Source organism: Neptuniibacter sp., assembly GCF_024231755.1.
GTDB lineage: Bacteria > Pseudomonadota > Gammaproteobacteria > Pseudomonadales > Balneatricaceae > Neptuniibacter.
Window position 1 is genome coordinate 1 of the sequence record NZ_JAAEQH010000118.1, and the last position, 22997, is coordinate 22997.

Annotated in this window: 17 protein-coding genes and 1 pseudogene; 10 read left to right on the plus strand and 8 right to left on the minus strand. The window is 44.7% G+C overall.

Annotation, left to right across the window (positions count from 1 at the left end; translation table 11 throughout):
- The 6 genes from GY843_RS06575 to GY843_RS06600 all read left to right on the plus strand — a co-directional run.
- A partial coding sequence (locus tag GY843_RS06575; RefSeq protein ID WP_297307758.1) for a VCBS domain-containing protein occupies positions 1–3633 on the plus strand: 3633 nt, incomplete at its 5' end.
- Between the two features lie 2 nt (positions 3634–3635).
- The gene (locus tag GY843_RS06580) at positions 3636–5006 is read left to right on the plus strand and encodes an HlyD family secretion protein (protein WP_297307760.1); all 1371 of its coding nucleotides are present in this window, start codon (positions 3636–3638) and stop codon (positions 5004–5006) included.
- 1 nt (position 5007) lies between these two features.
- A complete protein-coding gene (locus GY843_RS06585; RefSeq protein ID WP_297307762.1) occupies positions 5008–7107 on the plus strand; it encodes a site-2 protease family protein in 2100 nt (699 codons plus the stop codon).
- A 135-nt stretch (positions 7108–7242) separates the two neighbouring features.
- Positions 7243–7776, plus strand: coding sequence for a hypothetical protein (locus GY843_RS06590; protein WP_297307764.1), 534 nt, complete (start codon positions 7243–7245; stop codon positions 7774–7776).
- 127 nt (positions 7777–7903) lie between these two features.
- Complete coding sequence (locus GY843_RS06595; protein WP_297307766.1) at positions 7904–8524, plus strand: fasciclin domain-containing protein; 621 nt, start codon at positions 7904–7906, stop codon at positions 8522–8524.
- A gap of 415 nt (positions 8525–8939) precedes the next feature.
- Entirely contained in the window at positions 8940–9242 is a 303-nt protein-coding gene (locus GY843_RS06600; RefSeq protein WP_297307768.1) for an STAS domain-containing protein, read from the plus strand.
- Positions 9243–9293: 51 nt separating this feature from the next.
- Here the strand turns inward: GY843_RS06600 and GY843_RS06605 are convergent, their stop codons facing one another.
- A complete protein-coding gene (locus GY843_RS06605) occupies positions 9294–10232 on the minus strand; it encodes a GlxA family transcriptional regulator (protein WP_297307770.1) in 939 nt (312 codons plus the stop codon).
- 133 nt (positions 10233–10365) lie between these two features.
- Here GY843_RS06605 and GY843_RS06610 point away from each other — a divergent pair, with 133 nt between their 5' ends.
- Positions 10366–10968 (plus strand): cysteine hydrolase family protein, encoded by a 603-nt coding sequence (locus tag GY843_RS06610; RefSeq protein ID WP_297307772.1) that lies wholly within the window; start codon positions 10366–10368, stop codon positions 10966–10968.
- A gap of 232 nt (positions 10969–11200) precedes the next feature.
- On the opposite strand, the gene GY843_RS06615 is transcribed toward GY843_RS06610, so the two are convergent.
- The 5 genes from GY843_RS06615 to GY843_RS06635 form a co-directional block, all read right to left on the minus strand.
- Positions 11201–11950, minus strand: coding sequence for a sulfotransferase domain-containing protein (locus GY843_RS06615; RefSeq protein WP_297307773.1), 750 nt, complete (start codon positions 11948–11950; stop codon positions 11201–11203).
- Positions 11951–12338: 388 nt separating this feature from the next.
- Entirely contained in the window at positions 12339–13139 is an 801-nt protein-coding gene (locus tag GY843_RS06620) for a hypothetical protein (protein WP_297307775.1), read from the minus strand.
- A gap of 181 nt (positions 13140–13320) precedes the next feature.
- Positions 13321–13788, minus strand: a complete 468-nt coding sequence (locus tag GY843_RS06625; protein ID WP_297307777.1) for a hypothetical protein — start codon at positions 13786–13788, stop codon at positions 13321–13323.
- Positions 13788–15683 (minus strand): acetate--CoA ligase family protein, encoded by a 1896-nt coding sequence (locus GY843_RS06630; RefSeq protein WP_297307779.1) that lies wholly within the window; start codon positions 15681–15683, stop codon positions 13788–13790. Before GY843_RS06630 ends, GY843_RS06625 begins: the two co-directional genes overlap by 1 nt.
- 232 nt (positions 15684–15915) lie before the next feature.
- The gene (locus tag GY843_RS06635) at positions 15916–17949 is read right to left on the minus strand and encodes a methyl-accepting chemotaxis protein (RefSeq protein ID WP_297307782.1); all 2034 of its coding nucleotides are present in this window, start codon (positions 17947–17949) and stop codon (positions 15916–15918) included.
- Positions 17950–18387: 438 nt separating this feature from the next.
- Between GY843_RS06635 and GY843_RS21005 the strand changes: the two are divergent.
- Together GY843_RS21005 and GY843_RS06640 are read left to right on the plus strand one after the other, a co-directional pair.
- Positions 18388–18633: pseudogene (locus tag GY843_RS21005) on the plus strand (EAL domain-containing protein); the annotation flags it as partial.
- A gap of 247 nt (positions 18634–18880) precedes the next feature.
- On the plus strand, positions 18881–19378 hold the full coding sequence (locus GY843_RS06640) for a hypothetical protein (RefSeq protein WP_297307784.1): 498 nt from the start codon (positions 18881–18883) through the stop codon (positions 19376–19378).
- Positions 19379–19468: 90 nt separating this feature from the next.
- Here GY843_RS06640 and GY843_RS06645 read toward each other — a convergent pair whose 3' ends face one another.
- Both GY843_RS06645 and GY843_RS06650 read right to left on the minus strand, forming a co-directional pair.
- Positions 19469–20809, minus strand: a complete 1341-nt coding sequence (locus tag GY843_RS06645) for a diguanylate cyclase (RefSeq protein ID WP_297307786.1) — start codon at positions 20807–20809, stop codon at positions 19469–19471.
- 668 nt (positions 20810–21477) lie between these two features.
- A complete protein-coding gene (locus GY843_RS06650) occupies positions 21478–21912 on the minus strand; it encodes a cytochrome c (protein ID WP_297307788.1) in 435 nt (144 codons plus the stop codon).
- A 344-nt stretch (positions 21913–22256) separates the two neighbouring features.
- Here GY843_RS06650 and GY843_RS06655 point away from each other — a divergent pair, with 344 nt between their 5' ends.
- Positions 22257–22889, plus strand: a complete 633-nt coding sequence (locus tag GY843_RS06655; protein ID WP_297307790.1) for a class I SAM-dependent methyltransferase — start codon at positions 22257–22259, stop codon at positions 22887–22889.
- Positions 22890–22997: the final 108 nt, after the last annotated feature.

Sequence of the window (22997 nt, forward strand, 5' to 3'; positions counted from 1 at the left end):
ACAGAGCTCAGCGGCAGCTACGGTACGCTGAATATTCAAAGCAACGGCGATTACACCTATACCCTGGATAACGCTAACATCGATGTTAATGCCCTTGCTGCAGGTGAAAGCCTCGACGACATATTTACCTATACCCTGCAAGACGCAGATGGCAGTGTAACCCATGCATTAATCACCATTACTGTTAACGGCGTCGATGAACCGGTTATCACCATTACCGACAGTAACGATACAGCGGACGGAGATATCACCACGCAGGAAGGGGTAGAGATCAGCGCGGCCAGCTTTACTATCGAAGCAGCAGATGGGCTTAGCCTACTCACCATCTCAGGCACAGACATTACTGCGGCAGAGCTACTCGCCGCGAGCACAACTCCGATCGCTGTAACCACCGCAAGAGGCACCCTGACCGTTACCGACTATAACGATTCAACCGGAGAGGTGCAGTATAACTATATCAGCTCAAGCGTTACGCCTATCGACCATAGCGAAGGTGACGCAATCGACAGCATCAGTATTACCGTCACTGACAGTAACGCTCGTGCCACAACTGATACCCTGGAGATCCTGATTGAAGATAGTGCTTCAATTGCCGAAGCAGATAGCAACAGCATTGAAGAGAAGCCTGCGTCCAACACCGTCACAGGCAACGCCATTACTGATTCAGAGGGTGCAGATCAGCTCAGCTACGACACACCAAGTGTGGTTTCAGGTCTGGCGGTAGGTGATACAGATGCCGACTTAGTTGATGCCAGCACCGTAGGCACAGAGCTCAGCGGCAGCTACGGTACGCTGAATATTCAAAGCAACGGCGATTACACCTATACCCTGGATAACGCTAACATCGATGTTAATGCCCTTGCTGCAGGTGAAAGCCTCGACGATTTATTTACCTATACCCTACAAGATGCAGATGGCAGTGTAACCCATGCCTTAATCACCATTACCGTTAACGGCGTCGATGAACCGGTTATCACCATTACCGATAGTAACGATACAGCGGACGGAGATATCACCACGCAGGAAGGGGTGGAGATCAGTGCTGCCAGCTTTACTATCGAAGCAGCTGATGGGCTTAGCCTACTGACCATCGCAGGCACAGACATTACTGCGGCAGAGCTACTCGCTGCGAGCACAACACCTATAGCTGTAACCACCGCAAGAGGCACCCTGACCATTACCGACTATAACGATGCAACCGGAGTGGTGCAGTATAACTATCTCAGCTCAAGCGCCACGCCTATCGACCATCGCGAAGGTGACCCGCTCGACAGTATCAGTATCACCGTCACTGACAATAACGCTCGCGCCACCACTGATACTCTGGAGATCCTGATTGAAGACAGCGCATCAATTGCCGTACCAGACAGTAACAATATTGATGAAAAACCCCTTACAGATACGGTTATGGGTAATGCAATCACCGATGCAACGGGAGCAGATCAGTTAAGCTATGACACGCCTAGCGTTATTGTTGGCATAGCCGTAGGGGATACCGGATCTGATCTGATCGATGCAGGCACAATTAACACTGATATTACCGGCACTTATGGCACTCTGAGCATTCAAAGCAATGGTGACTATACCTACACAATTGATACTTCAAACAGCGAAGTTAATGCCCTCAACCGAGGGGAAAGCCTAAGCGACATCTTTACCTATACCCTGCAAGACGCAGACGGTAGCCTAAGCAATACAACCATCACCATCACTATTGATGGTGTAAGCGAACCTATTGTAACTATCGAGGATTCCAATGCTGAAACCGATGGTGATATCACTATCGCTGAAACCAGTTCCGGTATTACCTCATCCTTTATTGCTTTGGCTGAGGATGGGCTAGACAGCATAAGCATCAGTGGCACCGACATAACACTTGCTCAACTATTAGATGCAGAAAACAATCCTATCGCTGTGACCTCCTCTCTCGGCACAATCACAATTACTGGATACGATAGCAGTACAGGTGAAACCAATTACGAGTACACCCTGCTTTCCGCCCCTCTGGACCATAGCTCTGGGCCGATATTAGATGCCTTTATCATCACAACAACGGATGTAAACACACGTACGGCTTCTGATGTACTGGATATTTCTATTGATGATTCGGTCCCCGATGCCCAGCCCGACAGCAATGATATTGAGGAAACCTCAGAGTCTGGTCTTGTTACTGGAAATCTGATCACCGGGCCAAACACACCTGACATACTGAGTATGGATGGCGAACATGAAGTTGTAGGGCTTGCTTCAGGTTATACCATGGCAACCCTGAATGACCCGACAACTCTGGACACTCAAGTAGTTGGCACTTATGGCACCCTTCAAGTACAAGCTGATGGTTCCTACACTTATGTTCTCGATCAGAGCAATGCTGTAGTTAACTCACTGCAGGATGGTATGACGCTGCTCGACAGCTTCACTTACACCATCACGGATGACGATGGCAGCCTGGACTACACCACTGTAGATATCACCGTTATCGGAATAGATATTCCACCTACCGCAGATCTCAGCATCCCAACCAGAGTGGAGCTACCTGAGAACAGCAGACTGCTTAATAACAGTTTCACTTTCACTGCAGCGGAAGGCCTGTCTACTGTAACCGTTAATGGAAATGACCTTACCCCTGCGGATCTGGAGGCGATCAACAGTAACGCTATTACGCTGGATACAGACACTGGTGAGCTGACCCTAACAGCCTACGACGAAGCGACAAGGACAATAACCTACGATTTTGTTCCACGTCTGGACTCATCACCTGAAGGTGATACGGCAGCTACGATCACCTTCACGGTGACAGATATCCTCGATTATACAGCCACCTCGAGTTACGAAGTTACCATTATCAGGCCTGTCTACGATGATCCTTTGCAAGCAGAACAATTACGTCCTGAGATCTTAGAGAAGCTGTCGGGGCAAGAAGCGTTTGTTGGATTTGCCGTGGTAGAGCAATCACCTCTATCTGAATATCGCTCACTCACGCCTGATATTGACCACCTTTTATTTGGTGCAGAGCAAGATCAGGGGTTGCTGGATACTCGCCCTAACGCTGATCAGCTATTTGAGGTGCCTGAAAGCATAGCGCTAGAACATGAACTGCAAGTGGTTAGGGTATTTAACTCAGCCTTTGACAAAATCATGAAGGAAGTAGAGGCAGAAGAGAATAATATCAATCCGATTGGATCTGCCATTACTGTTCCACAAATGCTGTCCGGACCTTCTATTGTCAGTGGAGAGGCTTTCAACTATAGAATTCCGCCAAATACCTTCAGCCATACAGACAGTTCGTCTGAGCTTGCTTACCAAGCGGAGATAGCCGATGGTCAAGATCTTCCTCAGTGGCTCAACTTTAATGCCGAAACAGGGGTCTTCAGCGGCAAAGCCCCAGCAGACTTCAGCGGAGAGCTGGAGATTAAAGTTATGGCCAGTGACGCCGCTGGCCGTCAGGTAGAAACCACTTTAATTATCCAGATTAACCCAGATGACAACCTGACCAGTTTTCAGGGCAAGGCAGGGTTATCTGAACAACTACAGTCACAAAATGTTTTTGCCTGGAAACAGAATCAGGATCAATTAGCAGCCTTAAGTAAGGCGCTGAATGAGTTATCCACAGCACGTGAGTCTGAAGTCTGAATATGACCGCAGCTAACATTCCCAGTCCTGAAGCCCAGCTACTGAATGCACTGTTGCACTTGTCACGTCGATGCCGAAGTGCCAAAGATCGTCAGGAGCTGGCATTTATTGCCGTAAATGAAACTCATACCCTGAGCCCTTATCGTCAGGCAGCACTTTGGTTTCCAAAAACCGGCATCCAACATATTTCCGGCGTAGCATCACCCGAAGCAAATGCACCCTATATGCAGTGGCTGAACAAACTTTGCAAACGGCTGCACAAAGAGGGTTGTGAACCTCTGATGGTGAATGCAAGCAAACTCACTGGAAAAGCAGCACAACAGTGGCAGGAGTGGGCGCCCGCGAATGGGCTTTTTATTCCATTGGTCATCGATGCGAATAAAGAGTCTCATGGAGGCCTTTTTCTATCCAGAGAGCAGCCCTGGCACGAGTACGAGATCCAACTACTGAAAGAGTGGTTATCAGTCTGGGCGCGCTCTGATTACCTGATGGCGCAGAACAGCCGCTGGTGGAAACCTTCGCCCTATCAGAGCAAAGGCGCTATTAGCCAAGGACTCCGTCTTGTGTTCCACCCACGAAATATCATCCTTGGGCTGGCTGCCGCTGCGATGTTTTATCCAGTTAAGCAGAATGTACTGGCGCCTGCTGAACTGATTCCGCTCAACCCAACGATAATTCGTGCACCGCTTGATGGTGTTATTGCAGAGCTGAATATTCAGCCTAATGATCAGGTAAACACTGATACGCAGATTCTGGAATATGACCGCACCAGTATCGAAAACCGGATGCAGCTTGCCAAAGACTCTCTAGCTGTGATCAAAGCTGATTACCGTCAGAAAGCGCAACAGGCTCTCTATGATCAGCGTCATAAAACTGAGTTGGCTCTACTTAAAGGGAAGATGGCCGAAAAAGAAACAGAGATCAGTTACCTGAACGACCTGCATGCCCGCGGCATCGTCAAAGCAGAACACGATGGTATCGTACTGTTTAATGACCGTTCAGAGTGGGAAGGACGCCCGGTTGTTACTGGCGAAAAGATCATGGTGCTGGCAAATGAACGCGAAGTCGAAGTGGAAGCCTGGCTAGCCCCATCTGATCTTATCCCACTTCAAGACAATGCTCAAGTTACTCTTTATCTGAGTTCCGAACCGTTAAAATCGATCAACGCTGAACTACAATATATCGCCCATGAGGCCGAACTACGTCCAGACGGTAACTATGCCTATCGGGTTCGCGCCAAACTGACTGACAGTGACAACAGTCCCCGTATCGGATTGAAAGGCACGGCCAAGCTGGAAGGGGAGAAAGTAACACTTGGCTACTGGATATTCCGTCGCCCGATCGCTTCAACAAGGGCTTGGTTAGGCTGGTAAGATGCAACCTACTCTTCGTCAGGAGCTAAGCCTCTACCCAGCCCCAACAACAGAACAGGGAGCGCCAACCTGGTCACTTCAGGACCCAGTACGTAATCTGTTCTTCCAGATTGACTGGCTCACCTTTGAGGTACTTTCACGCTGGCATCTGAACAGCCCGGAGCAGATTCTAAAGGCGATAGAAGACGAAACACCTATATCAGTAGACTTGGTAGATATTGAGCAAGTTGTTCAGTTCCTCAGCGACAATGAACTTCTCCAGCAAAACAGCCCAGAAAGTTCTAACTGGTTCAAAGCTAAACAAGAGAAGCAGAAAACCTCTCTATGGCAGTGGTTACTGCACCATTATCTGTTTTTCCGGATCCCTCTCTGGCAACCGGATTCCTGGCTCAGCCACTGGAAATTTCTTACCAATCCCCTTTATAGCAAAACCTTTCAGGCGATTACCTTTGTTGCGCTTTGTTTAGGACTGTTCCAATTATCACGGCAGTGGGACCTTTTTACCGCATCACTGGTAGATACCTTCAGCTGGCAGGGGTTAACCGCCTTTGCTATTACCCTAGCCTTTGCCAAATTTTTGCACGAACTCGGCCACGCTTTCACTGCAAAACGTTTTGGCTGTCGTGTTCCAACCATGGGTGTAGCATTTCTGGTCTTGTTCCCCATGGCTTATACCGATGTAAATGAGGTCTGGAAGCTGCAAGAGAAACGTCAGCGACTGCTGGTTGGTGCTGCGGGAATTCTGACCGAGCTCTATTTAGCTGCTTGGTCTACTTTGCTTTGGGCACTGCTGCCTGCGGGGATGTTAAAAGATGCGGCCTTTATTCTTGCCAGCACTACCTGGATCTCAACCCTGTTAATTAACACCTCTCCGTTTATGCGCTTTGACGGGTACTTTTTGGTCATGGATTGGTTAGAGATACCCAACCTGCATCAACGCGCTTTTGCCATGGGAAGGTGGTGGCTGCGTGAGCTACTCTTTGGCTTAAAAGAAGAACCTCCTGAATATTTCAGCGCTAAACGCCAACGCGGTCTAATTCTGTTCTGTCTTGCCACCTGGCTGTATCGGCTGATTCTGTTCGTTGGTATAGCAATTATGCTATATAACTTCCTGCCCAAGCCGCTGGGACCTGCACTGGCTGCAGTGGAACTATTCTGGTTTATTATTCTGCCTATGTTTAAAGAGATAAAAGTCTGGTTCAGCCAGAGTCTTAGCATCATTCTTTCGCTACGTACCTGGGTCACACTGATGTTTCTGGCAGGTTTGATAGCCGTTGCAGTCATCCCTTGGGATCAGCGAGTCAGTACCCAGGCAATTCTGGAACCCGAAAAATATCAGTTCCTGGTTGCTCCAGGTCCTTCTACAGTCCTGCAGATAAATACCCACCAGGGAACCCATATCGCCAAAAACGACAGCATTATGCGACTGGATGCCCCAGACATCCGATTCCAGATAAAAGCAATTGAAACTCAGCTGGAGACCCTGAAGTGGCAAAGCACCACCGCCGGTGTTACCGAAAGCCTGCGTGAAAAGCTTGCCTCATTAGAAGCACAGCAGCAGAAAGCACAGAGCGAGTTAGCAGGCTTAGAACAAGAACTCACCCGTTATCAAATCACTGCCCCGCTGTCAGGTCATTTTTATCCACAAGACCAGAATCTTAAGCCAGGTAGCTGGCTAGGCGCGAATGAGGTGATCGGTTCAGTGGTAGATACCTCATCCTGGCAGATAGTTACCTATATGACTCCAAGCCAGTTACAGCGAATCCAGACGGGCAATATTGGCTCTTTCTATCCCGAGGCCGCAGACCTGCCTCAGCTAGCGGTAACAGTGCACAGCATAGACCGTGACGCAACCCGAACACTGCCTCAAGGCATGCTTGCCTCAACCCATGGAGGTGAGATACTGGTCCGCCAGAGTGGAAAGAACCTGATTCCAGAAGAAGCCGTCTACAAAGTCACTCTGTCCCTAAACAGCAGCTACTCATCAGATGAGCCACGAACCCTTAGAGGAAGAGTTGTGATCCATGGGCAGGCCAGAGCGTATATCGACGATTTTATACAGACTGCGATGGCGATTTTTATCCGGGAATCAGTTTTCTAGTAGGGCCTACTTCAGCAGCACACCATCGCCTTCCATGTGGCCTATTTGACTGACAATTTCAATACTTAAGTAGCTGCGTATAGCCGTTGTGATCGCCGTATAATCAGTAAAAACATCTAGAAAAGCTGCCCTAAAATGTCTAATAAAATCGCTCGCATTTTCAATAGCCTCGCGTTGTGTACCACATTGGCTATCTCATCTTCTGTTTCTGCCGAAACACTTAGCTGTACAGAAAAGTACGACTTGTATACTCAAGCGCAAATCAGCTGGCAACACGATAGCTCGAAATTGGCAGCTGAGCTTCTACCAGAATACGTAGAAAGGCTTAACCAATATCGGGATATCCAGTTGGCGTCGATCGAACGCCATAAACACGCAGTCCACACTGCTTTAAAACATTTTCCGGAAGAAGTGAGCACTTGGGGGAGCATTAATCTATGGTTGGAGCTATCACCTGAGCAGGAAGAAAAACTGGCCAAACTCAGCCCAGAATTCAAGAAAGCTTCTGCTCTGTATGAAGAGTTAATTGCTCAACCGGTAAAAAATGATACAAAGGATTTCCAGTTCTTATTCCGCAAAACTGCTCTATCCAGCCCAGAGTTTATGCAGCTGATGGAGGACTTCAACACCCGATCCCGTGAACTAAATACCAGCCCTTGTGATAAATAGCCAACCGTAAATTGATCCAGTCATCTAAAGGCCGCGTAAGGAACATAACTTCAACACCATCTCGTAACTAGTAGTAAGGGAATATTACAGCGAATGATTGAAGCTAACGCGAACCAGGAGATGAACCATGAATTTACTTCAGAAATTAACGGCTGCGCTTATCATTGCTGCCCCCATGACAGCATTCGCTGGGGGCAGTGCGGATCATGCACATAAACAGAATATCGTATCCATTGCAGCTGGCAATGAAGCCTTTTCCACCCTAGTGACGGCTCTTAAAGCTGCTGATTTGGCAGAAGTTCTACAAGGGGAAGGCCCATTTACAGTATTTGCCCCTACCAATGAAGCCTTCAGCAAAGTCCCTGAAGAAACATTGAACGAACTGCTTAAACCCGAAAACAAAAAACAACTTCAAGGTGTACTCACCTATCACGTTGTTTCAGGAAAAGTTGATGCAGCAACAGCAACCACTCTATCGGCTGCTGACTCAGTTCAAGGTGAACAGATTAGCCTGAGCTATAACGGTAAAACCGTTATGGTCAATCAAGCTAATGTTATCAGCGCAGATATCATGGCCAGTAACGGCGTCATTCATGTTATCGATAATGTGATTCTGCCTCCGTCGCTTACGCAGAGCGCTGAGATGGATAACATCAATACACTAATGGAAAAGGAACCAACCGCAGCAGGTAATCAGGAAAGTAAGTGGGACGAAAATTTGAGAATTCTGAAGGGCTGGTCTATTTAAACTTCGCCCGCAATTTGCATTGATAGTTCCCCAAATGTTTACCCCCGCAAGGGGGTATATCTCCCCAAAGGCCCTTTCACTAACAATCAGCCAGGTGAATCTGGATAGCAATGTCGCTTTGCTTCAAGCATCCATATTGGCGGGAAATTCTGAATTATTATTTTCAATTCTGTCGGCCAACATAAATCAACTCAGCTGCGTAACCTAGACCAGACATCAAAAAGTACTTTTAGTCTTGCTATCCCAACGGTATATAGAGCTATTAATTTATCGTAGAGCGTTAACTTAAGCCCTCGCAACCACTCAAAATCGAAGCAAAAAATAAGTGAATACCCTAATCAAGTACGGTATGATCTTTAGGATCACCAAGAATATATTAAAAGGCTAAGGAGGGCTGATTAAGAGATCCTTCGCTATGATTCGTTCCCACCTTGATTCATCCAAGAAAAGTCTCACTATCGATGTTGCAGACCGGTTCGATTACTCCATTCACAAGGAGTTCAGAGCGGCCTATGACAGCCACAATGAACCCAATACTAAATACACCGTAGATCTATCCAAAACCCTGCATATTGATAGCTCTGCTCTTGGAATGTTATTGATTCTAAAGGAGAAGGCAGAAAAGTCTGGTGGCGAGGTAACGCTGAAAAACCCTTCTGATTCTGCATCTAAAATCCTTAAAGTTGCCAAGTTCGATAAACTATTTAAGGTGAGCTGAGACCTTACGTTCCGTGATCTGGAAAACACAGCGTCAGCTTAGAATCAATATTCAGACAAAGCGTCTTTTAAACTCTTTAGGAGTCTGCCCAGTAATCTTTACAAATGTTTTGCGGAACGCGCTGATATCTTCATAGCCGACTTCGGTGGCGATCTTTTCAAAAGAGCCGGTGTTGCTTTCAATAAGCTCACAGGCCTTTTGCACCCTTAAATGTTGTAGATAGTGAGTTGGTTTGAAGCCTGTGGCTTTCACAAAACGGCGTAAGAAAGTTCTCTCTGTGAGATGAGAGAGTTCGGCGAGATTTTTTATCACAACCGTTTTATTAAAATCGCGCTGCAGAGCATGCTGAGCCTTCACAATGGCATCATCTCCGTGACCAAGTTTAGGAGTGAAAGTTTGATAGTAGCGTTGCTCTCTCGGAGAGGTATCTACGATAAGAAACTTACCTAACTGGCGCATAATCTGTGAGTTTGTGAACTGAGCCACCAGCTCCAGACCAAGATCGATCCAGCTCATCAGGCCTCCAGCCGTCACAATGTCCATATCGTTGATCAGCAGTTTGTTACTATCCAGTTCCACATCGGGAAAGCGTTTAGAGAACTCATCGGCTAACACCCAGTGCGTCGTAACCCTTCTACCGTTGAGTAACCCGGTTTCCGCCAACACAAAAGCGCCTGCACAGACAGAACAGATAATCGCTCCATTCTGGTGTTGCTGCTTAAGCCACCTGAGCAATCCTGCTTGAGGGTCAAGGTAATAACTATCATCCAAACAGGGAGGTAGAATGATTACCCGAAGCGGATTTATCTCAGCTTCTGCCACTGTATCCAGCAGTGAACCATCACACATATGAGTTTTAAATACATCGCCTAATCCATGCTGATTACAGATTGTATTCGCCAGATAAAACTGTTCTGCCAAACCCTGTACTGCAGATAGCAACGCGCCGGGGTAATGCACGATACCGATATCAATCTGAGATTTTGTCACTTTCAGCCTCTTTTATGCCGCTTACGCCTCCGGTATATCATCTAGGTTCGGCAAATAATATCAACCTCTAAAAAATCAGGATGAACAATCCCGTACTAAATACGCAGCAAAATAAAGCCGTTAAGGAGAAATTATGAGTGAATTAACCACCATTCGTGATCTTGCAGGTCTGGGACATGAGTCCAGCGCTATCAGTAACTCTGCACTAATTATTATTGATGCGCAAAACACCTACTGCGAGGGCGTGATGAAGCTTGACGGTGTTGAAGTAGCGCTAGAGGAATGCAAAAAACTATTAGATCGCTTCCGTGAAGCTGGACGGCCAATTTTCCACATTCAACATGATGCGGGACCAGGTACCCCATATGATGTGAGTGCACCTATTGGACAGATTGCAGATATTGTCTCTCCTATCGATGGGGAAACTGTTATCACTAAAAACTTCCCTAACTCGTTCACTCAAACCGAGCTAGATAGCTTGCTGAAGGATGAAGGGGTATCCAACCTTATCCTGGCTGGTTTCATGTCTCATATGTGCGTCAATTCCACTGCTCGTGGTGCTTTCAGCTTAGGCTATAACCCTACCGTGGTAGCTTCAGCTACAGCGACCCGTTCTCTGCCCTCAAAAGTAACGGGCAAAGCGGTTCCATCCGAGCAAGTACACGAAGCCGCTCTTGCTGCTCTGTCGGATCTTCCATCTGCAGTAGTGCCTTCTATAGCAGATGTACCTGACTGATTAGCAATTGATCCACGGTTATAGATCCATCTCAGGAGAGATGGATCTACCTCTTTACTCTAACCTTGGCGAAAACCAGTCATAAAACAACGTTAGTAAGAGCCATAAATTGGTAAGTGTTATTCAAGTAACATAGATGTGAACAAAAGATTGTCACAGAAGGCAATTACAAAAAAAATATGATATTTGATTGCCTTTAGTAGAAATAAAAACAAACAAATGCTGGGTTATTTTATTGATAACCTAACTCTTCAATTAAATTAGGCGATTTACTATCCAGATAGTCGAGTAAGCCCTGATCAAGATGAGTTTTCCAGTCACCAACGACACCTTTTCTAAAGTGCGAATTTATATCTTCCTCACCTTGCTCTCTACCATCAGCTTTCTTCTGAAAACTATGTTTATGACAAAGCTGTTGAAAATCCTCAGGGACCATATGAATATCTAGAAATATAAATAGCTGCTTCAAAAACTCTTCAGGATCTCTTGAAATCAGCTCGTAATTGAATACCTTTTCACCACTTTTTGCCCAAGATAGCTGGGCATCGAAGTAACCAAAAGAGTCAATTTTATCGATTATATACCTTAAACCATCATCCCTATTAAGCTGAACGAGCTGAGCTCTCATCTCTGGAATTGGGTCCATGAGCTTATGAGAATACTTCGCTGAATAATACCAAGAGACAACACTATCTCTCGGGTCCCTTGTAATGAAGAAAGTTTTATATGCACCACTTTTTTTAATATTTTTATAGGTGTCATTATTAATATACAAATGGGTAACAACCGTCTTTTCAGGAAAAGGCTCAGTTATATTGGCCGTATTTAACCCAAGCACCCTATATGGATGCATAGCTAGACCTGTATATTGATTAAATAATGGATCATCAAACACCGCACGCAACCATTGGCTTGCAGTTTTTTGAACACAGCAATAATAAATATTATCAAGTCCAATCATATTCTGTTCTGGAATTCCCATTACTTGGCCTAGCATAGTAGTTTGAATAAAATTTCGGTCATAGTAATCAAGCAGATTTTTTTGATCAACATACTAGAAGGCCATAACGTTCTGAATCCATAGAACATAAAGATTTTGGCTTATGGACCCAACGGTGCGCAGGCCTTTAAGGAAGGCGTTTTTCATTAGATATTGCTGTACAACTCATTGATGATGTCGAGACGGAATCAGATGAGCAGTTCTTCTTTAAGCTTTCCTATGCAGACAATAGAAAATTTCTGACCACTTGGCAGTCATGGAACAGAGCCCGCCTCAGGGGCCATCATCTGTTGGTCTTGGCCTAGACCTTGGGTCTCTGACAAATAGGCTATCGATATTGGGATAGACTCGACGAAAAGCGGTGATTACTTCAGTCCTTTAAACGAAGTAACTGCGCCATAAGTTTATCCGAAAAGCTTGAGACCCGGCTCCTTTCAACCTGCTTCATTTTAAGCGAACGAGCACTATCGCCTGCAGCATTGAGTTCAGCTTGTATGTTCTTGACGTGAAGCACTCTTGAAGTATCAAAGCGTTTTTTTAAATTTATCTCAGGGAACAAATAAACGCTCCCTGCCGATATGAATATGATATGAGTAACTGCCTGCTCCTCCCTCCAGACAGGCAAAAAGGGGCCCGCGCTCTCGATAACAATAGCATCTGGGTTCAGGCCTTCTATATAACGATAGGCAGATTCTATTTTAGGTAGATATTCACCAGGGGTAGGTAAAGCGGTCATATCCAGCTTTGACAGCGGGGAGTAACCGAGAAAATTCTTTAAATCCTTTTTCGCAGTAAACTCATCAAACAAACGGCTTTTATGATAAGAAAGCGTGTTTAATGACTTTGATCCGCAACGAACAAGCATAGGCTCTTTGATGCTTTCACGAAACAACATCCAGAATGGATTTACCACATCTAACAATTTCCAATCACTAAGGTCTGAGGATAGAAATAGATTGATTGATTCGTCGCCACACAGTCCGTATTCAGACTCTGGATTATAATTTAGTAACAACTCATAGGTTTCTTTAAAACGTGTTCCGAGAATCGGTTTGAATGCGATAGCACTTCGACCAGACGCGTTCAGAACACGCGCTGTCGCACAAGTAAGGGTCGTCTTGCCACAGTTGGTAGAGTCACCGATCACCCAATAGACATCAGGACTATGCATAAAAACCTCTTAAAGCCTGTCTTAAAATTTTGGAGTCCGTCTTCATAACGGCTTAACAAACAAAGCCCTTCGAGCTGCTTACATGCTCATGCGACCGATAACCAAACGGGTTCTAATTTGGCCCTCATCTCAACATAAGCAGAGTGAATCTGGGAATAAAGATTAAAAGTATTTAAAACAGTTAAGATAAGAAACCTTTTAGCTTTACTTCAAAGAGCCCGCCTTGCTCATCGGTCACACGAAAGTCAGCTGAACAATATAAGTTTTCGCCTCGCTTGCGCATTTTTTGTACTTTCATTTCCACATAAATAGCATTTGGGTTGCGGATAGCTCTAACAGTCTTAGTATGGCTCTCAACCATCCAGCCCTCTCTTGTTTTCTCATCCAGCCCGGCCCAATTATGACCGTAGATAATCATCAGCTGTGAAAGAAATTCGAGGGTGGAAAAAATTGTCAGATGAAAGCCATGTTCATCCGTATCAGACACATAGGTGGAGCTCATCGACAAAGTCGCATTCAACAGATCCCCACTAATTTCAACTTGCTCTATTTTCCAGGATTCCTGCTTTCGTCCATCATTCAAGTAGTGAGAAGATAGTTTTTCTATTTCTGCTGCGCTTAAACATACCTTCTTAGATTTGTCTTGCATTACATCCCCGATATAACTTTGCATACTTTGTTTGTATATTCTTCTGGCTGACGAACTACAGTTGAGCCCTCAGTTAAAGACTCAATCCAGTGAGCATATTTCTCATCAATACAAACTTCTTCACTGATAGAACATAGAGAGGAGCATAACTTTCTGGAACGAGCCCAATCGTCTTCCTCACTATCATCAATTTCCGGGCCTGCGATCACCAGCAAATCGATCTTATCCACCGGCAATCCCTTGTTCTCTATTTCATCACGGTCTATTACTAAAACAGCCAGTTCAACCGTAGAGTCATTTATTAATGCACTTCCACCACGATAACCCCCTAATACGGCATCAGAGATTTGCTGATTTTTGATCCAGGTGCTCGTTGGCAATGCTAACCCCACACAACGGCCATCATTATCCAACGCTTCACGCAAAGCCCTGAACCAAGGCTCTTCTGTGACCTGGCCAACAATCACAACCACGGGGATACGTCCCTTATTTACCAGTAATTTTTCTAGTATCTCTGCGGGCAGATGGGGGAATAGCTGCGGCTGCGCATTAACTTCACATATAGCACCGCCAGTTTCTTTCCAAGAGCGGCTTATATCAGGCACTAACAAATCAATACCTGCCAGATCCAGGCGTAAAACTCGAGCAGCTCTTACCGCTAGTTCCAAATTATCTTGATGTGCGATATCTAAAACTGGAACAGGCATTCCTCCGCTAGCCACATTGGATGCCCGCCGCAACCGTACAAATTTTCCTACTTCAGGAACTGACTCTACACTAAGGTTTTGCTCCTCGAGTAACGCAAATGCTTCGTCATCCAGTTTGATACGCTTTAGTAATGCATTACTACCTGGCTCCCCTCTCAGAGGGTCCGCATTTGTTATGTCCAGTAATTCTGCAACTGTTGTGATTCCATCACCAGTCACCCCTCCTGGCATACGGTGACTAGCCCACAACACCTTATTTTCAAATACCTGAATGCGATAATCATTACCTTCAATGTATTCTTCTACAAGAATAAGGTTCGATAATTCAGACACTCTTGTATAAGCGTCACGAACAGAATGAGAAGTTTTAAGACCAACTTCTACCCCTTTGCCTCCATCCAGATTTGCGGGTTTAACTACAACGGGGTATCCCAATTGTTCAGCCGCTTTTATGGCTTGTTCTCCGCTAGTTACTAAATAGTGCTTCGGAACAGGGATCAACGAGCTATCTAATATTTGAGCTGCTGTATCTTTTCTTCTAACCAATCCCGCTGAAATATTTGGAGTGTTATCCGTAAACGAGCTATCAAGCCAACGTGCGTTAACGCCCCAACCAAACTGGTATACATTTCCTCGTACTTTCCGCCAGGGTATTCCAGACTGATCTGCTGCACTAAGAAATCGCAATGAGTTCATCCCTTTAGGAGCGATCCCCTTTATATGGCCAATCGTGGTCTCTACCTGCTTTCCAGCATTTGTGGTTAACCTTCCGGCTATAGCGAGATTAAAGAGTCTGATCGATTGTATGACTGCTTCTCTAACCGGATACTCATGATGATCAAGTCCAGGAAATATGAGAGTTGCTGTTTTTTTGCCACTCTTGGGTAAACCTCTAACCGTTTCAAAAAACAGGGGCATACCTGCCTTTTCAAGAATCGAAAGAGAGCAACGTGCCAACCTCCCTAAGACCGGTTCCCTCCCCAGAGCAATTCCAATCGGACAATTAGGTTGCTGCGACAATAGCTTTTTCATTATGGCATCAAAGGCTTTCAGCGCATGGGGCTTCACTTGGCTTACATTTAATTCCAACTCAATTATGACTTGTGGTTGTGAATAGCCAGGAACATAACCAGGAATAGCTCTACAACTTTTCAGCTGGATAGGAAGGGAAGAGGGGTTAGGTTTCATTACTGGCTTGAATCCATATTCATAAGAGGGGCTTTCAAGGCAAGGATACTCTAATTACATGTAAATCACCGCAGGTAGTTTAGGGTGCTTATTTCATAGAGATGGTTGTTCGTTTTATATAGAACCGACAATCACAGACAAAATTGTCTGAGCTCATAGCTTAAAAACTGAAGGGATGACTCGGGCAGCCCCCGACAAATAAGATCGGGGGCTGCTTTTAACCATGGCTAGGTTAAAACCTGAACTGACTAACCAGTTGCTGCAGGTTTGACGATAGAGTTTTAAGTCGCTCTGCAGACTTATTAGTTTCGGCAGCGTTCTCCTTTGTCGATGAGGAAGCATCATGAATTCGAACAATGCTCTGATTCATCTCTTCAGCAACATCACTTTGTTCTTTAGCTGCATTTGCGATCTGAATATTGAGAGTGGTCGTAGTAGTAACAGCTGAGTGAATCTCAGAGAAAGAGGTGCTGGCTTTCTGGGCTTGATGTACACTTTGCTCAGCACTTGTTTGGCTTTTCTCCATAACTACCACGGCTTCATTTACGCGATTTGTAACACGATCAAGAAGTGAGGCAATCTCTTCAGTTGATACCTGTGTTCTCGAAGCAAGGGTTCTAACTTCATCAGCTACTACAGCAAAACCTCTACCCTGCTCTCCTGCACGAGCAGCCTCGATAGCGGCATTGAGTGCGAGCAGATTAGTTTGCTCAGCGATTTCATTGATCACATTCACAATCTCGTTGACACCCTGGGTGTCATTGCCCAGCTCATCAATCACTGCGGCTGCATTCTGAATATTTTGAGTAAGCTCTTGGATACTCTGCGAGTTGGAATCAACTAAGTTACGGCCTTCACCAACAATGACTTCAGCCTGGGATGTTTGCTCTGATGCATTCTGAGCAAAGGAGGAAACTTCATGAACAGACGCAACCATCTCATTCATTGCCGCTGCAACTTGATCAGCTTCCGACTGTTGATCTTTCATGCCGTTATAACTTGCGGTGGATGCACTCATCATCTGTTCTGATGCTGAAGCGATCTCTAGACTTGAGCCGGTAACTTTAGATACGAGATCATTCAAACCCGTATTCATCTGATTGATGGCTTTGTTTAGCTTTGCAAATTCATTATCTCCATCGATCTCAACATCCGCTGTAGTGAGGTCACCTTTGGCGATCTGACGGGTGCGAAAAACGACTTGATCGACCGCTTTTGAAATTGAACCCGCCAGTATCATTGAAATAGCAATACCGATGATCACGACCATGACCAAACCAACGAACATCCATAGCAGCACTGAATCGTAATCATCGTGCAATGCTTTATTGTCTTTATCCAGAATTTGATCTTGCTGCTTTCTTAACTCGGCTAAAATTTTCAGAATTTTATTTGCCCTTGGTGCAGCCTCAGTGCCCAATAAGAAGTTAGCCTTATTCCAATCTTCCGCTTGCCGCAGGCTAAACATTTTTTCTGGATAGGCCGAAAATTCCTGACGTTTTGTTACATAGTTATTCCAGGCATCTGCTTGTGCGCCCTCGAATAGATAGGACATCGTTTGCAGTTCTTCTAAGCGCGCGGTGTTTGTCTCCCAGCGCTTCCTAAAGTTATCTGCATAAGAGAGATCCCCGGACAACAAATACGCACGAACACTTGCAAGGCCTAGAGCAAAGGAGCCTCGGCTGTCAGCCATCAGCTTTAACAGGTACTTACGCTGTGGAGTGGCGGGTAATGTTTCCTCAATATTGATCGTATCAGTTATAGCCGCCGCTATATCACCTGCAAGAGGGGCTGCTTCGGTTAACAACATTTTGAAGGCCGGTATGTTATCTGCTGTATGCGATATATCTTCTACTTGTTGTTGTGCAGTTCTGAATTCTTCAACCAATGTTTTGATTTTCGCTAAGCGGGCTTGGTTCTCAGATGATTCCCAAAGCACATCAAAACTCTCAAGCTGTGTTAACGACTCATCAATTTTAGTCCAACCAGATGCTCGTTCATTTTTGAATAATGTAGCTTTATCAGTCGCGCCCCCAAGAATCATATATCCACGCAACCCTGCAAGAGATAGATGGACCCCATCAACAAACTGCAGAATATTCGCCACAACAGGGGTACGTACCAGAAGAACATCATCTTGAGTTTCTGACATATGCTGCAAACGTGAGAACGTCAGTAGATATGAAATACAGAGAACAGCAAGAATCGTTGCAAAACTAATAAAGAGTTTACTTTTGATACTTAGTTTTGAGAGCACATTCGACATAACTACTTCCATCTTGAATTGGTCGTTATAAATTTATTCGCACCATCCTTGAGCGCTTTGCCCCATAAACATCCAAAGCTATTCTCAATCCTCTGAGGAATGCGATGGAGATATACTTATTAGCCCCTACTAACCCTAAAATTCCCCAATCAATGATGAATAGGGGCTATTCGGAATTAGGTTGTAGAGAATAAATCCGTATAAGGAGTTTCCCGTACTGAAACCCAGCTATAGAGCTGATTAATTTCGATACCCTAACGAACACTTAAGCAATTAAAATACCAATGCGAATAACCGCACATATAGCAAGGAAATGTCATAAAAATCATAATGTTAAATGAGATATAGAGTTCCTATCCTGCGAGATATTCACCCTGCAAACAGGTCTAATGATGAGCCGGTTACGTGGGCGGATAGGCTAAAGAGAAAGCAGATAAGGATTTTATCGATGGTCTCCCTAAATATCCTGATGATGCACATATCGTTAAAGAAATCTCAGGTCTAGCACGAGGGATGGGCTTCAACCTTCTTGCTGAAGGAATTGAGACAGAGGAACAGCTAGCTTTTGTAAGAGATCAATTGGATTGCCATGTTATACAAGGCTTTCATATCTCTAGCCCCCTCTCCAAACAACAGCAACAAAACTCTCAATTTTATAGCGACTATACCCCTCCTGCACTGTGACCAGAGCGGGGCAATGAGTGAATAGCCACATAACCTAATCTATTGGCGAAGATAGACAGGCATAGCAAATGCCGTTATCTCTCACTCTTTACAATTACCGTTATCTGAAATTGAAAGCGATTCCACACAGATTGATTTAGATCAAGAAACAAACAAAGCCCTTACAAAAAGCAAGACTTTTTATTCATCCCGACCGATCGGTCGTATAAGATTTGATCATCTTGATGCAAATAACCACTGACTAGCCATGAAATATCTACCACTACCCGTTGTCATAATTGCAGGGACAGTTTTATGCACTCAGATCAGCTTCAGTCTATTTGATGCGGCTTGGGGTGATGCGTCTTCAGAGAACAATCTATCTGAGCAACCCACTCTATCTACTGCACAGATAAGCTCTCTTCTGGCAGTAGCAGATCCAACAGACATACTCGAACCCACTGCTGCGGGTGAGACTGGATCAGCCGCAACATGCCGGACAGGTAAAATAGTTGCAGAAGATCATCCTGATTCTCATCACGATTCATATTATGTAGCGTACAAAGAGGACGGATCACTTTACATTCAAGTATCACCTTTAGTGCCTACATTTCTTCGCCAAGACAAAAATCAAATTGTCTCTGCGTCAGTATTTACACCTACCCCTGAAATAGCCTCAAGGCTCAGTAACTTATTTGCTAACCGTGATGATTGTGATCTTGCAGATCTATATCTGAACCAGATAAAAAATGTGTCGCACGGGTAACACGGCCCCGCAAGACCTCACGTGCGCCTTTGACTCAGGCGGATTGACTAAGAAAAAAGCTGAACTGGAACGATAATAAAGTGAGCACTTTTATACCGTAGAAACCTCAACCCGGTTTCTTCCGTTCGCTTTTGCCTTATAAGTCGCCTGGTCTGCTCGAAGAATAACGGTATGGAATGTATCTCCCTCACTGAATGCTGCCACACCGAAACTACAGGACACTGAACCAACCCCTTCCAGAGGCAGTTCATTTACACTTTTTCGCAATTTTTCAGCAACAACATATCCGTCTTCTAAACAGGTAGACGGAAGAAGAACAACAAACTCCTCCCCTCCCCATCGAGCAAAAACATCCGTCAAGCGCATCTGATTTTGCATATGTCGACTGACTTGCTGAAGCACAATATCTCCAACAGCGTGCCCATGCTTATCATTCACTTGTTTGAAGTGGTCAATATCCAAAAACACGATGGAAAACGTTTCTGTTTTATAGCGCTCAACCCGGTTAATCTCTTTTTGTAGCTCAAATTCGAACTTAGCCCGGTTATAGATACCGGTCAGATGATCAACAATAGAAAGCTCTTCGAATTTTGTGGCCCTGCTTTTTAGTTCTTTATTAAGCTTTTTAAGGTGGTCATCGTTGTCCCTAACCATATCAGTCCACCGGGAATAGACTCGGCTAATCAGTTCCCCTTGTGTAATCTGCCCAATAACAGTTGCATTTCGATCTTCAACAATTAACCGCTTGAAGTTTTTCCGACGAATGAAATCCAATGCATTTTTAATGGAGGTGTTATAACGAATCGTTTCAACAGGTGTGCTCATATATTTCGAAATGGGCAGCTGCAGATCAAGCTTTTCGCCAAAAAGCTTAATAATGTCTTTTGTCGTTATAATGCCCACAGGCTCATTGTTATCGTATAAAAGCACACAGTCATTCAGGTGATGATCCATTAGGCTGATCACATTGATTGTTTCATCTGTAACTTGGGCTTTTTTGATATGCTGATTAAGGATGATCTCGCTAATCATCCTTTTTTCCAGTAAGGCTTGAGGGTCAATACTGGAGATAATATCAGCATAAAAAACGACCCCTGTTAACTCTCCCCGCTGATCCGTTGTACAAAGACATTCAACCTCGTGATTCACCTCTTCGAGTATCTCTTCAAGCGGTGTATCTTCAGAAATCGAGAAAACCCTATCGTACTTGATGGATTTGATAGGTTGAGAGAAGTCTACTTGCAATACCTTCAAACGGATGAGATCGCTGGCAGTTAGCAAACCAAAACGATGATCGTTATTGGTTGATTCGACAATAACATCACGATGGTTTTCCCTATACATCAGCTCAACGGCACAACGGATAGAATCATCCTCACGTACTTTTATCACTTGGCTCTGAGCTATATCTTTTGCAGTAGACGTCTTCACTAACCAGCCTTTTTATTTTGATGCTTCAAGGGAAGCTGAATATACATTCCAAATGCTCGAAAATCACAAACAACCACAATTATTATTGATAGCATCAATCCTCAAACATTGCTCCATAAGTCCTCAAAACCAACCTTCTTAGCGTAACCATATCGTTGCCAGTATGTGAGCCAGTTCCGCTAACAATGCATGTGAGTGTTTTGGCTTAAGTAACGAGTTGGAGATTAAAATTAAGAATTTTTCCTATTTGCTTTGGTTATAGCTTTAGCTAATCTTTTTATCTACCTAACAAGGAGGTTCGATTATGAGGCTTCACGCACCCAGCTCACTATGCGGATACTGTAAGAACTTATTTTTCCGCAGAGAAGGTCACCCCCACCTAACAAAAACTGCGCGCTTTGGGCATATTAAAAGCTATAGTTGTGATATTTGCAGTGCTCATTGGAAAAGTGACATTACAGAAGGCTGGGAGTTAGTGGACAATTCTGTTAAAGAACAATCGCCCGACAACAAACAATCATCTCTCCAGCCTCCAATCGTAACGGAAGCGAACCTCCTTCTACGTAGCCTGACTTTAGATTGAGATTCTATAGGCTGACCAACCACTTCTCAGCAATGCTTCCTCCAGCATTTTGACCTGATTGAGCCAAATGAAGAAGACGAGGTAGTTACTCCCGGTAATCGTTGTGGCAAGCTTTACAGGACTTTCCTAACTCTGAAAAAGCTGATGCCGCAGCCTTAGAGTCTCTCTCCATGCCGGCTTGACGGAGACGACCTGACGCTTCTAACTGATCAACGGCCCGTAATTCAAATCGATCTATTTCCTTCCATATCAGATCCAGCGCTTCTGATGGATGCGGATTAGACCCTTCGGGAAAGTAAGTGGTCAATTTTTCTGCCCAACGATGAATAGACCCCGCCTCTTTAACGATTACGTCAAAGTCTTTATTGCGGACAGCCTTTTTCAAAAGTTTCATGGACGCTTTAGACTCTTTGAAGTTATCCATACGTTCTTTGACGATTCCTGTGGCACCTGAATGCGCCCAGAGGCTGGATGAATTTACGAAGAATATAATCGCTATTATTTTCAAACTGCGTTGCATGTAATGTCCCCCGGTTCGGATAACCAATCATAGCATTAACACACAAAGGCTCAGGAGTAAGAGCTGACTACAACTGAGGGAACAACAGCACGTGTAAGCAGGGAGGTTATTCAGCTAAGCTCCCCGCCGACAAGCAGATTATTAGCGGTTGTTGCAGGGGATAGGTCATAAGCCCTGCCAGCAGGTAACGGCCTATAGTCAGGACCTTCGCCTGAAGGTCTATTAACGCATTTTCCATCACACAAAGCTCTTAATACGATAAATACGTGTTATAAAATTTATTTACTCTCTAGTAGAGTTTTAAGCACCAAAACCTAAAGTCGTAACAATTCATAGAGCCATATATGAGCAAATCTGATCCATTTTGGGATAAAAAAGCTGAGGGATATTCCCAAAGCCCGATCTCTGACGAAGAAAGTTATAAGAGAAAACTGCTTGAAACTCAGAAACTCTTTTCATCCGGCATGCGTATTCTTGAATTTGGCTGTGGCACAGGAACAACAGCGATTGAGCACTCAGCACATGTGCAACATATCGATGCGCTAGATATATCTGAAAAGATGTTGGAAATTGGCCGCAGAAAGGCCATAGCCGCTAATGTTGATAACATTAACTTTTCAAGAGGCACCCTAACCGAATTTAATGCAGGATCAGAGAGTCTAGATGCTGTGTTGGGCTTAAATGTTATTCACCTATTACCCAACCGAGGAGAGACGCTGAGAGAAGTTGCTAGAATTCTGAAACCGGGAGGGATTTTTGTCAGCAGCACCGGTTGTCTTGGAAACTCATATCTACGGTTTCTGAAACTGCTAGCCCCTATCGGTAAGCTCTTAGGGCTTATGCCTGATATTTTCATAATGTCAGAGACCCAACTGATAGATGAATTGAAAAATGCCGGTTTTGCAATTGAAACCCAATGGCATCACGGCATGGATGATATAAGTGTTTTCGTAATTGCCCGAAAACCACATCATTAATGCCAACTATCACCTAGCGTCAATGTGCTTGTTACCCATCATTCCACCGGCGTTGTAAGCATATTGTGACCTACGGATGTATACGCCCCGCAAACGGTTCTTTAGTGC